Annotated in this window: 11 protein-coding genes; 8 read left to right on the top strand and 3 right to left on the bottom strand. The window is 70.0% G+C overall.

All coding sequences use genetic code 11. From position 1 onward, the window contains the following. Positions 1–8 precede the first annotated feature (8 nt). Complete coding sequence (locus tag DC434_RS17110) at positions 9–1,106, bottom strand: glycosyltransferase family 2 protein (protein ID WP_116636527.1); 1,098 nt, start codon at positions 1,104–1,106, stop codon at positions 9–11. Positions 1,107–1,163: 57 nt separating this feature from the next. On the opposite strand from DC434_RS17110, the gene DC434_RS17105 reads away from it, so the two are divergent. The 6 genes from DC434_RS17105 to DC434_RS17080 all read left to right on the top strand — a co-directional run bounded on the left by DC434_RS17105 (position 1,164) and on the right by DC434_RS17080 (position 7,084). Beyond that, positions 1,164–2,447, top strand: a complete 1,284-nt coding sequence (locus tag DC434_RS17105; RefSeq protein WP_116636526.1) for a CDP-glycerol glycerophosphotransferase family protein — start codon at positions 1,164–1,166, stop codon at positions 2,445–2,447. After that, complete coding sequence (locus DC434_RS17100; protein WP_116636525.1) at positions 2,444–3,214, top strand: biotin--[acetyl-CoA-carboxylase] ligase; 771 nt, start codon at positions 2,444–2,446, stop codon at positions 3,212–3,214. The genes DC434_RS17105 and DC434_RS17100 overlap by 4 nt, the downstream gene beginning before the upstream one ends. Positions 3,215–3,305: 91 nt before the next feature. Continuing rightward, positions 3,306–3,824 (top strand): PH domain-containing protein, encoded by a 519-nt coding sequence (locus DC434_RS17095; protein ID WP_116636524.1) that lies wholly within the window; start codon positions 3,306–3,308, stop codon positions 3,822–3,824. A gap of 97 nt (positions 3,825–3,921) precedes the next feature. Next, positions 3,922–5,046 (top strand): 5-(carboxyamino)imidazole ribonucleotide synthase, encoded by a 1,125-nt coding sequence (locus DC434_RS17090; protein WP_116636523.1) that lies wholly within the window; start codon positions 3,922–3,924, stop codon positions 5,044–5,046. A gap of 119 nt (positions 5,047–5,165) precedes the next feature. Beyond that, the gene (purE, locus tag DC434_RS17085; protein ID WP_116636626.1) at positions 5,166–5,633 is read left to right on the top strand and encodes a 5-(carboxyamino)imidazole ribonucleotide mutase; all 468 of its coding nucleotides are present in this window, start codon (positions 5,166–5,168) and stop codon (positions 5,631–5,633) included. Beyond that, complete coding sequence (locus DC434_RS17080; protein ID WP_116636522.1) at positions 5,630–7,084, top strand: LCP family protein; 1,455 nt, start codon at positions 5,630–5,632, stop codon at positions 7,082–7,084. Before purE ends, DC434_RS17080 begins: the two co-directional genes overlap by 4 nt. A gap of 248 nt (positions 7,085–7,332) precedes the next feature. Here DC434_RS17080 and DC434_RS17075 read toward each other — a convergent pair whose 3' ends face one another. Both DC434_RS17075 and DC434_RS17070 read right to left on the bottom strand, forming a co-directional pair. After that, positions 7,333–7,791, bottom strand: coding sequence for a hypothetical protein (locus tag DC434_RS17075; protein ID WP_243408989.1), 459 nt, complete (start codon positions 7,789–7,791; stop codon positions 7,333–7,335). A 269-nt stretch (positions 7,792–8,060) separates the two neighbouring features. Beyond that, complete coding sequence (locus DC434_RS17070) at positions 8,061–9,824, bottom strand: DUF4012 domain-containing protein (RefSeq protein WP_116636520.1); 1,764 nt, start codon at positions 9,822–9,824, stop codon at positions 8,061–8,063. Positions 9,825–9,945: 121 nt separating this feature from the next. On the opposite strand from DC434_RS17070, the gene DC434_RS17065 reads away from it, so the two are divergent. Beyond that, positions 9,946–11,019, top strand: coding sequence for a glycosyltransferase (locus tag DC434_RS17065; protein WP_116636519.1), 1,074 nt, complete (start codon positions 9,946–9,948; stop codon positions 11,017–11,019). Positions 11,020–11,119: 100 nt separating this feature from the next. Further along, entirely contained in the window at positions 11,120–13,585 is a 2,466-nt protein-coding gene (locus DC434_RS17060; protein WP_116636518.1) for a VCBS repeat-containing protein, read from the top strand. Positions 13,586–13,672: the final 87 nt, after the last annotated feature.

Genomic DNA, 13,672 nt, shown 5'->3' with positions numbered 1-13,672 from the left:
GGCCGGCGTCACGGCAGCGGCGTGTTCTGCGTGCCGAGACGCGATGCGTCGACCGTGTCGCGCGCACCACGCAGCACGCCCCCGAGGAACCCGATGCCCCAGGACAGGTGCATCGTCGGCAGCACGAGCAGGGTCCACAGCTTCTGACGCAGCCCGCCTCCCCCCGGAGCCAGGGCGACGGCGAGCACGAGGAGCAGATACAGCGCGAGCGGGACGTAGGCCACGATCGCCGCGATCAGGGACGCGACGCCCGTCAGCACGCCGGTGAGCTGCAGCGCACCGACGATGACAGCGAGGGCGACCACGAGGACGAGGGCGGGCGGAGCGAAGTAGCGGATGCCGTTGCGGCGGCCGAATCGGCGCACGAGCTCGCCGCGCCAGGCGCCGGTCGCGCGGAACTGACGCGCGAGGCGGAGCCAGCTCTCCCGTGGCCAGTACGTCACGGACAGGGTCGGGTCGAACCAGACGCGGTGTCCGGCCTGGCGGATGCGGAGGTTGAGCTCCCAGTCCTCGCCACGGCGGATCGTCTCGTCGAACAGTCCCACCTCGTCGAGCACCTCGCGGCGCATGACGCCGAGGTACGCCGATTCGGCCTCGCCCTCGTGCGTGCGGCCGTGGTACGCGCCGCCGCCCAGACCGACGGGGGAGTTGTAGAGGCGCGCGACCGCCTTCTGGAAGGGCGTGCGGCCCTCGGCGTGCATGACGCCGCCGACGTTGGCCGACTGTGTGCGCTCGAGCGTCTCCAGGGCGCGGGCCGCGTAGCCGGGAGACAGCTCGGAGTGGGCATCCACGCGGACGATCGTCGCGTACCGGCTCGCGCCGATCGCGGCGTTCAACCCCACCGGGATGTGCGCGGCCGGGTTCCGGACCAGCCGGATGCGGTCGTCGGCCGCAGCCAGCCGCTCGGCCAGCTCGGTGGTCCCGTCGGTCGAGGGGCCGAGCGCGAGGACGAGCTCGGCGGGTCCGTCGACGTCCTGGGCGAGCACGGAGGCGACGGCGTGCTCGAGGTACGCCCGCTCGTTGAGCACCGGCATCACGAAGGACACCCCCGCGTCGGGCGTGACGGATTCGTTGGCTGGCACATGACGATCATGGCACGACGACATCGGGCGTTCCCTGATCCGTCCGCGGGGCGAGAGCGCGGAACGAACTATTCTGGAGGGATGGGTGCATTGTCTGACGCCAAGAAGGCGTACCGTCTCCTCACGCGCGCGCTCGCGTCTCGCAGCGCCGTGCAGCGGGTGCGGCGGCGCCTCGCCGAGCGCGAACCGCATCCGCTCGATCACTTCCAGGTCGCGGTGTACTTCGCCGACGGCGCGGTGAACATGTACCAGATGCGCCAGTGGTACCGTCCGCTCGCGGAGCTCGCGAAGCGCTGGCCGGTCGTCGTGCTCTCCCGGTCGGCGACGGGCGCCGAGAAGCTGCTCGACGAGGACGGACCGCCGGTCGCCTTCGTGCCGAAGGTCCGCGACCTCGAGCGGTTCATCGCCCATCAGGACATCCGGGTCGTGCTGTACGTCAATCAGAACACCCGCAATTTTCAGATGTTCCGCTACGGACGCCGCTGGCACGTGTTCATCAACCACGGCGAGTCCGACAAGATGTACATGACCACGAATCAGTACAAGGCCTACGACTACGCCTTCGTCGCGGGTCAGGCGGCGCGGGATCGTCTCTCGCGCACGCTGTGGGACTACGACGTCGACCGTCGAACGATGGACATCGGTCGACCGCAGGCGGATCACTATTCGGGGACGCTGCCCTACACGCCGGATGAGCGCACCGTGGTGCTGTACGCACCGACCTGGGAGGGGGACCGTCCCAGCGCTCACTACGGTTCGATCGCGACGCACGGCGAGACGCTCGTGAAACAGCTCCTGGCGACCGGCCGGCATCGGGTCATCTACCGACCGCATCCCCGCAGCGGGGTCGTGGATGAGGCGTACGGGGTCGCCCACCGCAGAATCATCGCGGCGATCAACGCGGCCAATGCCGCGGACCGCAGCGCGCAGCACGTCTACGACGACGGACCGGAACTCGGCTGGCAGCTGTCGGCCGCCGATGTCGCCGTCGTCGACATCTCGGCGATGGTCTACGACCGTCTCGCCGCTGGCAAGCCCCTCATGATCACGCGCCCCGCAGACGAGCGCGCCGCGATCGACTCCACCGGCTACCTCGCGGACTGCGAGTGGCTGACGGTCGACGACGCGTCTCGCATCGTCTCCGAGGTCGAGCGCGTCCGTGCGGAGGAGGCGGCCGTCGCCCGGCTCCGGATGTGGGTGCAGCACTATTTCGGCGACACGACTCCGGGCGTCGCCACCGAGAAGTTCCACGCAGCCGTCGAGCGGCTCATGCACGAGTGGGAGCAGTGGCACGCGAACGACATCGGCGCGATCCGCGAGGACGAGGACGACGATGACGAAGAGGCCGACGAGGAAGACGCATGAGCGGTGACCTCCCGCGCTCCCATGGTGTCGCGGCGCGCCTGGAGGTCCTCCCGCGCACGGGCTCGACGAACGCCGATCTCCGCGAGCGGGCCGACGATGTCGAGGGCTGGCCGCACCTCTCCGCCCTGATCACGAGGAACCAGACCGCGGGGCGCGGGCGTCTCGACCGCACCTGGGTGGCTCCCGACGGCGCAGCGCTCGCGATCTCCGTGCTGCTGCGCACCCTGCCGGACGACCCCGCCGCACGCGGCTGGATCCCTCTAGCCGCAGGCCTGGCGATGACAGAGGCGGTGGCCGCCCAGCTCCCGGGGCGAGACGTCGCGGTGAAGTGGCCGAACGACGTCCTGGTCGACGGGCGCAAGATCTGCGGGATCCTCGCCGAGGCGACGACGGATGCCGTCATCGTCGGCTCCGGTGTCAACACGGCCATGACTGCGGAGCAGCTCCCCGTGCCGACGGCGACCTCTTTCGCGGTGCTCGGCGTCGAGGTCGACGAGGACCGGCTGCTGGCGGACTACCTGCGGGCGCTGTCCTCCACCGTCGCCGCGCTCGCCGCGGCCGATGACGCGGTCGCGAGCGGGTTGCACGCCGCCGTCACGGCCCGATGCGCGACCCTGGGTCTCGTCGTCCGCGTCTCGCTGCCCGGCGGTGTCCTGCTCGAGGGCCGCGCCACGGCGCTCGACCCTCAGGGCCGTCTCCTGGTGTCGGCGGACGGCTCCGCGCACGCCGTCTCGGCGGGCGATGTCGTGCACGTGCGGCCCGCCTGATCTGACACGCCGCCGCGCAGTCCGCTTTGTCGCAGATCACGGGCACAATGGTGGGGTGACTCAGCCCGTGACGCTCGGAGGCCGGCCGGTGATGCCGCCGCCCGGCGTGCCGACCGAAGAGCTGCTCATCGCGCGGCTGCGGAGCCACGCCCGTCGGCTGTTCTGGTCGGCGCTGGTCCTGATCGGCGTCTTCGGGGCGACGGCCTACTTCTACGACAATCTGCCCGCGGGTCTCGAGAACTGGATGCTGCTGTCGGCGGCCGGTCTCGTCGTCCTGCTCGTCGTCGTGGTGCCGTTCATCGTCTGGTACTCGCAGAGCACGACCGTGACCACCCGGAGGGTCATCGCGCATCAGGGCATCGGGGCGCGTCGTCGGCGCGAGATGTCGCACGCGAGGGGCTACACGATCGCCGTGCGTCGCGGGCCGCTGCAGCGTCTGTGGGGAACGGGCACGATCACCCTCTCGAACGGTGTCGACGAACCGCTGCGCCTGGCCAATGTGCCCAACGTCACGCTCGTCCATGAGACGCTCGCCGACCAGATCGAGGTCGGCCAGATCCTCGCGCATCGAGACGCGCAGGGCAGCACCGACAACCTCGACGACATCTGACTCCCGCGGTGCGCGGCGCCGCCCGAGCGCCGCGGCACCCGTGTCGGACATCGTCGCCTGCGTGCGCGAGAATGGTCGAGACGAATGGAGGCGGCACATGACGCTGCGTGTGGGCGTGATCGGCGGAGGACAGCTGGCCCGGATGATGATCGCTCCGGCGGTCGAGCTCGGACTCGACCTGCGGGTGCTCGCGGAGGGCGACGGCATGTCCGCCCGCCTCGCGGCGACCGCCGTGGGCGATTACCGGGACATCGACGCCGTGCGCGCGTTCGCGGCCGACGTCGACGTGATCACCTTCGACCATGAGCATGTTCCACAGGAGGTGCTGCGGGCACTCGTCGCCGAGGGCGTCGTCGTGCACCCGGGTCCGGACGCCCTCCAGTTCGCCCAGGACAAGCTGGTGATGCGCGCGCGCCTGACCGAGCTCGGCATCCCGCAGCCGGAGTGGGCGGCCGTGCGCAGCGTGGATGAGCTCCAGGCCTTCCTCGACGGCCACGACGGCCGAGGTGTCGTGAAGACGCCGCGCGGAGGATACGACGGCAAGGGTGTGCGGGTCGTCCGCGCCGCCGATGAAGCCCAGGACTGGTTCGAGGCGGTCGCCGACGGCGATGCGCTGCTGGTCGAGGAGCTCGTGCCGTTCGTCCGAGAGCTCGCACAGCAGGTCGCGCGTCGGCCCTCCGGTCAGATCGTCGCCTACCCGGTCGTCGAGACCGTGCAGCGCGGTGGCGTCTGCGCCGAGGTCATCGCGCCCGCGCCGGCGGCGACCGAACGGCTGTCCCGGGTCGCGGAGGAGATCGGACGCACGATCGCCGAAGGTCTCGGGGTGACGGGCATGCTCGCCGTCGAGCTCTTCGAGACCGACGACGAGCGCATCCTCGTCAACGAGCTGGCGATGCGTCCGCACAACAGCGGGCACTGGGGTCAGGACGGAGCGGTGACCGGGCAGTTCGAGCAGCACCTGCGCGCCGTGGCCGATCTCCCGCTGGGGAGCACGGCGCCGCGCGCGGCGTGGTCGGTGATGGTGAACATCCTCGGCGGTCCGACCGAAGGCACTCTCGAGGCGCGATTCGACGCGGCGATGGCCGAGCACCCCACGGCGAAGATCCACACCTACGGCAAGGCTCCGCGTCCGGGTCGCAAGGTCGGGCACGTGAACGTCTCTGGTGATGATCTCGACGACGCGGTGTACGTCGCGAGGGCGGCAGCCGCGCACTTCGACTGACCGTCCCGCAAGACCGGGCAAGAGGTGTGCCGTTCAGGGCTTCTCACAGCAGCAGACCGTAGCCTGATCTGGTGACCGAGCCACTGCACTCCTCCGCCGCGCCGCTGGTCGGCGTGATCATGGGATCCGACTCCGATTGGCGTGTCATGAGCGACGCTTCGCAGGCGCTCACGGACTTCGGGATCCCGCACGAGGTCGAGGTCGTCTCGGCGCACCGCACGCCGGACAAGCTGATGTCCTACGCGCGCGAGGCACGTTCCCGCGGCATCCGCGTGATCATCGCCGGCGCCGGGGGAGCGGCCCATCTGCCGGGCATGGTCGCCTCGATGACGGCGCTCCCGGTCGTGGGCGTGCCGGTGCCGCTCGCGTATCTGGACGGCATGGACTCGCTGCTCTCGATCGTGCAGATGCCGGCCGGCATCCCCGTCGCGACCGTCTCGATCGGGGGCGCGCGCAACGCCGGGCTTCTCGCCGCACGGATCCTCGGTACCGCCGACGCCGACCTCGCCGACCGGGTGGAGGCGTACGCGCGCGACCTCGAGGCGCAGGTCGAGGAGAAGAACGAACGGCTGAAGGGCTCGCTGTGACCCTTGCGCCACCGCGCGCGACAGGGCGCCCGCTGATCGAGAACCGGCCGCTGCGGCATCCGGACTCCTCCGACCCTGGGCAGATGACGAAGCGCGGCTGGTGGCTCGTCGCGCTCAATCTCCTCGTGCCCGGTTCGGCGCAGATCCTCGCGGGCAATCGTCGGCTCGGACGCTTCGGGCTGCGCGCGACGCTGATCGCCTGGTTCCTGGTGATCGTCACGGCCGGCCTGGCGCTGTTCGCGCGCCCGGTGCTGCTCTGGCTCACCATCGGCGGCGGATTCTTCTCCGCCGCCGTGCTGACGATCGTGCAGGTGCTGATCGTCGCGTACGTCGTGCTCTGGATCGTCCTGACATTCGACGCCCTGCGTCTGGTGCGTCTCGTGAAGGTCTCGGGTCCTTCGCGGTTCGCGATCCCCATCGTCGCGCTGATCCTGCTCGGACTCGTCGGCGGCGCCGCGGGATACGCCGCGACCGTGGTGGGGTCCGCGCGCAGCACCATCTCCACGATCTTCGGGCAGAGCGGACCGAGCCTCCCGCCGAGCGACGGGTACTACAACATCCTGCTCCTGGGTGCCGACAGCGGTGACGGGCGCGACTCGATGCGGTTCGACAGCATCTCGGTCGTGTCGGTCAACGCCGACACGGGCGCCGTGACGATCACCGGCATCCCGCGTGAGCTCCCGAATGCTCCGTTCAGCGAGGGCAGCCCGATGCAGGAGCTCTATCCGAACGGCTTCGAGGGCTACAGCTCCGACGACTGCGGCTGGAACGGCTGGATGAACCACGTGCGCAACGCCGCGGAGATCTGCCGTGAGGATCAGGGAGCCTCGCTCTACCCCGACGCCGTCGCGCAGGGATCAGACCCTGGCATCGAAGCGACCAAGGATGCCGCGGAAGGCGTCCTCGGAATCGAGATCCCGTACTACGTGTTCGTCGACATGCACGGATTCGCGGAGCTCGTGGATGCGCTGGGCGGCGTCGACATCAACGTGACCGAGCGCCTGCCGATGGGCGGCCCGCCGGAGGGCTGGGAAGGCACGGATGTGAACGAGTGGGCGATCGGCTGGATCGAACCGGGCCAGCAGCTCATGAACGGCGACACCGCGCAGTGGTACGCACGCTCGCGGTACACCACCAGCGACTGGGATCGGATGAAGCGGCAGCGCGAGCTGCAGGAGGCGATCCTCGCCCAGTTCACTCCGCAGACGGTCCTCACCCGCTTCAACGAGGTGGCGGCGGCGGGGACGGCGCTCATCAGCACCGACCTGCCGCAGGACAAGCTGCCGGAGTTCTTCGATCTGATGCTCAAGGCCAAAGAGCTGCCCGTCACGTCGATCGAGCTGACCCCGGACTTCGGAGTCGACGAGTTCGAGCCGGACTACGGGTACATCCAGGAGATGATCCGGCAGACCCTGCATCCTCCGACCGAGACGCCGACGCCGGAGCCGTGACCCGAAGGTCCGCGAGCCGCTGATCCGTGAGCTGGTGGTCCGTGGACCGCCGACTTCACCGGGAGAGATGCGATCGTCCGCGATCAGCGGCGGTACGCCGTCCGCGGGCACGCCGCAGCCCACGACCGTCTCCCGGAGGAGCAGGCCGTGGGCTTCCGGTGCGGCCACCGGGATCGCCAGACGACGGTGATCGGAGGGGGAGGGATCACCGTCGTCCAGCCGACCACCGCACGAGGCGGCAGCCAGACTCAGGCGCGCTTGCGGCGAGCCGCACCGGCGGCGACCAGGGCCCCACCGGCGACGAGAGCGACGGCTCCGCCGCCGAGGATCCACGGCGATACGCTTCCGCCGGTGAGCGCGAGCTCGAATCCGTCGCCGGTGAGCGGCAGCTCCGACCCTGCGGGCGCGACAGACGGATCGTGGTCGCAGCTCACAGCGGCGTCGTGTCCGTGCGAGACCGTGATGGTCGCGGTGTACGAGCGCGAGCCGCCGAAGGCGATGGCGTAGGAGCCCTCTCCGTCGGACGGCGGGCGGAACGTCACCGTCATGCTTCCGTCAGCAGCGGCGGTGTTGCCCGAGACGGCCGCGTTCGCGGCGTTCAGACCCGACACCGACACGTTCACGTTCTCGGACGGCAGGAAGTAGCCGGGGCCGAAGACGATGGTCGAGACCTCGCAGATGTCGATGATCGGATCATCGACCTTCACGCCAGGGGTCTCCGCGTAGGAGTCGGTCGTCACAGCCGGGCCGGAAGGCGCAGCGGTTGCGACGGAGGGCGCGATGAATACCAGCGCGCCAGCGGTCAGGCTGATGGCAGCCAGTTTCTTCAGCATGATTTCTCCCCAGAATTTCACGCGGAATCGCACCCGAGCACACCCCTGCGCTCGACTGCGTGGACTCATCCTGCCCCCACGGCAGGAAGACAGAGCCCAGATATTCCCCAGTGAGTCGACAGTAGCCTATTCGGAGGCGAAAGTCACGAACCGCAGCGGAGTTCTTCGCGGGAGATCTCCGGAGCCTCGATCAGCGGGGTGACGAGCGCCTCGGTGAGGCGTTCGCCGGCACCATCGCCCTGGAATTCCACGGTGATCGTGGTCGACTCGCCCGGTGCGAGCAGCACCTCGTGCTGCACGACGGAGCGGTCTCCGAGCATCGCCGTCTGCACGCCCTCCTCGGAGCCGTCGCGGTCGATGTGCGAGGCCGTGGCTCCCTCCGGTCCGTAGACGGCGATGAGCGTCCGCACGGACCCGGCGGGGACGCCGTAGTACCCGGCGCCCGTGACATACGGCGGCAGTGACGTCGCGGCATCCGCGGGTGCCTCATTGGTCCACGTGACGCGGACCTGCGTCGTCGGCTCGCCCCGGCACGTGCCGATCGCGGTGGCGACCGACGCCCGCGTGTAGTAGTCCATCTTGGCGCCGGTGGTGTCGTTCATCAGCACGCCCACATACGTCGCATCGACGCTGTCCGTCGGGATCGTCCCGCCCAGGGCGGAAGCCGCGAGCACGGACTCCTCGTCCTCATGGGCGCTCCAGATGCGGATGCGGCCCTCGCCCGCCGACTCGGCCAGCGCGCCGATGAGGGCCTTCGTGTCGCCTCCGGAGAGCGCAGCGCCGAAGAGGCCGCTCGCGGCCTGGGCGAAGACGTCGTCCTGGGCCGCGGGGTCCGGGATGGCGGCATAGATCTCGGAGAGCAGAATGCTGATGACGGTCTCGGAGGTCGCCGTGAACGGACCGAAGCTGAGGTCTCCGGTGGCCTCCATGAGGTGCTCGGCCACGACGGCGTCGACGGCGATCACACCGTCGATCTCGCCGCCGAAGCGTCCCTGCCACCGTGTGGCGATCGTCGCCCCCGCCTCGGCGAAGTCGGGGATGCTGGTGATGTTCTGCAGGTACCGACCCGGCCGGTCCTCGAACAGCGCGACGGTCGACTCGCTGAGCGGCAGCGGGACGTCCAGCCCCGGGAAGTCCCTGGTGGACGCCTGGGTTCCCAGCGTGATCCGGCCGCCCTCCGCATGCAGCAGGGCGATCGATCCGATGATCCCGCCCGACGACCGCAGCTCGGCGTTGTTCTGCATGGCCAGCACGTAGTCGCGCGGCTCGTCGCCTCCGAGCATGGTCGGCAGGAGAACCGCGGCGCCGTGGAGCGACCCGACCACGGTCGCAGCCTCGGTGACGGACGCACGGAGCTCGCGCACGGCGTCGGCGAGCGGGGGGAGGGTCGCATCCGCGTCGATCTGCTGGGCGCGCTGCTCCGCGGAGGTGAGCGCGGCACTCGCCGTGCCGAGCGGCTTCTCGATCTCGGCGAAGGGCTCGAGGTCGATCGCGCCGTCCGCGAAGCCGAGGCTGCCCAGATCGAAGCCGGCGGCGACGTCGAGGAGCGGCGCGAGGGCATCCGCCGACACATCGTCGGCGATCTCGGCGACGTCGCTCACGGCGCGGAAGTTCGGTCCGAGCCAGGGGATGTAGCCGAAGGCCTGCCAGACCGGATCGGAGGTGAGATCGCGCGCCGATTCGGCGTTGCCCGCGATGCTCCCGGCGATGGGCTCCGCCCCCTCGAGGTCGCCCTCGGCGATCGCCGCCTTGAGCTGCGACGCCCCCTTGGCGACCAGCTGCAGGTCGCTCACCGCGCCGATGCCGCGGACGGCGACCCATCCGATCGCGAGCACGAGAAGCGTCAGGACGATGCCGACGGTCCAACCGATCCATCGGCGCCGCCGGGGAAGTCGACCGTCGCTCACGTGAGCATTCAAGCACGAACCGCTGCCGGACCGGAGGACGGATGCCTCGGGAAGCCCGATATTCGCACGGCACGGGGGTGGGATCCACGGGAGAGCGGTGCCGCGAGGATAGCCTGAGCGCATGGGTGCTCGGCTGCGTGTTGTTCTGGATCAGCTCGTGCACGTCGTCGATGCGGATCAGGCCGCGGCCGCGGTGGATCTGGCGATCGGTCTCGTGGCTACGGCCCCCACCGGGTGCACGGTCGATGCCATCGTTCCCGCCGGTGCCGAGGTCACCGTCACGGGGGTCTCCGACGTGCGCACGCTCAACCTCGCGCGGCGTGAGCTGGCCGCCGCCTGGCAGCTGGGCATCGCGCCCGGCGTCGGCGGAGGCCTGATCCATTCTCCGAGCCTCATGGCACCGCTCGTGCGCCACGACCGCGTGCACGACAACGATCAGACCACGGTGACCGTCTGGGACCTGCAGGCCTGGGATGCTCCCGAGCTTCTCTCGAAGAGCGCGGTGGCCTGGCAGCGCGCCATGCTGAAGCGCGCGGTGAAGCATGCGGACGCCGTGGTGGTGCCCTCGCACGCCGTGGCGGAGCGACTGTCCGAGGTGGCGAAGCTCCGTGGTCGCGTACGGGTGATCGCCGGCGCCGCGCCGCGGGGGTTCGTGACGCCGCGTGACGCCGAGACGCGTCGCGCCGCGCTGTCGATGCCGGGGGAGTACGTGGTGCTCACCGGCACACCGGCATCGCTCGAGGCGGGATTCCGCGGTGCCGTCGCTGCGGGGCTCGACGCGGTGGTTCTCGACGCGCCCGAGGGGGCGGAACCGCGACTCGCCGAACGGGCATCGGCCGCGGGGCTCCCCGAACGGCGCGCCCACGTGCGCGGGGTGCTGTCGCCGGAAGACCGAGCCGCCGTCCTCGCGGGCGCGGCGGCATTCGCCGCCACGAGTCCGGTCGCGGGCTGGCCGTGGCGGGCGGTGGAGGCGATGACACTCGGCATCCCCGTCGTCGCGGTCGACAGCGGCTCGCACCACGACGTGATCGCCGACGGAGGGCTGCTGGTGCCGGCGGACGGCGTCGCAGACGCACTCGCGGCGGCCTCCCGCGAGGGAGCGGCCCGCCTGCGGGTCCTCGCCGCCGACAGGTCGCGGGCGTTCTCGTGGGCCGGCTCGGCAGAGCGCGTGTGGGGGCTGCACGCCGATCTCTGACGGCGGAAGCCGGCTCGCACCAGCGAGCGACGCGCGCGATCCATACAGCGGATTCTCAGTAACAGTGGCATCATCCTGTAACTTCCGTCACACTGGTCACATGTCTCGACGTGCCCCACGCTCGCGAAACACCCTGAGGATCACCCGACTCCTCACCTGTTTCCTCGCCGCCTCCGCCCTGATCGTCGGCACGGTGGTCCCCGCCACCGCCGCCACGGCATCCGTCTCGTCGAGCGTCGCGACTGCGGCGAACCCCTCTGCCGACCCCGTCGCCGCCGGACTGGCGAAGACGACGCTCGTCGGCTTCAACGCGGGCAATCTCATCAGCGACGCCGTGTTCACGAACAAGAACTCGATGACCGAGGCGCAGATCCAGACCTTCTTCAACAGCAAGGTCTCCCGCTGCCTGGGCGGCACGGACGAGGACGGCCGACGGATCGTCTGCCTCAAGGACTTCACGATCTCGTCGGTGACGCGTCCGGCTGACGCGTACTGCAACGGATACACGGGGGCCGCGAACGAGACCGCGGCGCGCATCATCTACCGCGTGGCGCAGTCGTGCAACATCAACCCGCAGGTGCTGATCGTGATGCTCCAGAAGGAGCAGGGCCTCGTCACGCACTCGTGGCCGAGCGCGTGGCGCTACGACATCGCCCTCGGACAGGGCTGCCCCGACACCGCGCCGTGCGATCCGCAGTACGTCGGCTTCTTCCACCAGATCTACGGTGCCGCGCGGCAGATGCAGATCTACATGGAGGGCAAGTGGTTCCAGTGGTACGCGCCGTACCGGACCTGGAACATCCAGTACAACCCGAACGCCGGGTGCGGTTCCTCGCCGGTCTACATCGCGAACAAGGCCACGTCGGCGCTCTACTACTACACGCCGTACCAGCCGAACCAGAACGCGCTCAACGCCGGATACGGCGACAGCGGCGACCCGTGCTCCGCGTACGGCAACCGCAACTTCTACAACTACTTCACGGACTGGTTCGGCTCGACGCAGGTCCCGACCTCGATGACGCCGACGCTGTCCTCGATCGATCAGAGCTCGTTCGTGCTCGGAGTCGACGGCGCGGGGGACGTCTTCGGCTATCCGTACCTGAACGGCGCCTGGGGCGATCGTGTCAAGGTCGGCGGAGGGATGACCGGGGTCAAGAAGTTCTTCGGCGTCGGAGACCTCGACGGCGACGGGCGTCGCGACTTCGTCGCGATCAAGACGTCCGGCCCGGCGCAGGTCGTGCGGAGCAACGGGACGACCACGATGCCCGCGCCGACCACGCTGGCCGGTGACTGGTCCGGAGTGCTGCTGGCCACACCCGCCGGCGACTTCGACGGAGACGGCGTCCCCGATCTCTTCACGACGGACTCCGCCGGCCGTCTCATGCTCCGGGCGGGCGACAACCGCGGGGGCTTCCTCGCCCCACGCGTCGTCGGAACCGGATGGTCCGCGATGAACCTGATCAGCGGCAACGGCGATTTCGACGGCGACGGCCGGCCCGACCTCGTCGCTCGAGACGGTGGAGGGCGCCTGTACCTCTACTCCGGCAACGGCAGCGGCGGCTGGAAGGCGTCGAGGCAGATCGGGAACGGGTGGCAGGGCTTCACCGACATCTTCAACACCGGCGACTTCAACGGCGACGGCGTCTCCGACCTCCTCACGATCAACTCGTCCGGCACGCTGCGCCTCTATCGCGGCGCAGGCGGCGGAGCGATCGGTGCGGACATCGCGATCGGCCTGGGCTGGCAGACCGTCAACGCGTCGGTATCCGGCGCGGCGGTCTGGGGTCCGCGATCCCTCCCGGCCGGTGTGGGCAACGTCGACGGCGTGGCCGGTCGCGACATCGTGGCGATGACGACGGCCGGCGAGGTGCGCGTCTACGGCACGACCGGGAACGGCAACTGGGGCGGCATCGCGCGCCCGGCCAGCACCTGGGCGGCGACCGACAGGCTGACCCCGATGGGCGACTTCAACGGCGACGGATTCAGCGACCTCGGTCAGATCGACGCCGGCGGCATCTTCTATCTGCACCCCGGTCTGGCGGGCGGCGGCTTCGGCCCGCGCATCGTCATCGGCAACGGTTGGGGCTCGTTCCTCCGCATCGTCGGCGGCCTCGACTTCGACGGGAACCGGACGCCGGATGTGCTCGTCGTCGACGCGAGGGGCGACCTCCGGCTCTACCGCGGGAACGGCGCCGGGGGATGGGGTGCCGGTCTCGGCACCACGATCGGCCAGGGCTGGGCCAGCTTCACGGATCTCTTCAGCGTCGGCGACTTCGACGGCGACGGCAAGGCCGACCTGATGGGCCGCACCGCCGGGGGAGTGCTCATGCTCTACTCGACCACCGGCGACGGCAACTGGGGCAACGCGCGCTCGATCGGACAGGGCTGGGGCGGGATGGCCTCGGTGTTCAGCATGGGCGACTTCAACGGCGACGGCAACAGCGACGTGCTCGCGGTCACGACGACCGGCGACATGTACATCTACCGCGGCAACGGCCGCGCCGGCTGGACCGCCGATCCGACCCGCATCAACATGGGGTGGCAGATCATGAAGCAGATCATCTGACCGGCGTGATTCAGGACACGAGGGCACCCTTCGGGGTGTCCTCGGCCTGCTTCCAGGGGTGCCATAGGATACTGGGATGCGTCGTGG

The sequence above is a fragment of the Microbacterium sp. TPD7012 genome (assembly GCF_003075395.1).
Taxonomy (GTDB): Bacteria; Actinomycetota; Actinomycetes; order Actinomycetales; family Microbacteriaceae; genus Microbacterium.
This window is presented reverse-complemented; position numbering and strand designations above follow the sequence as displayed.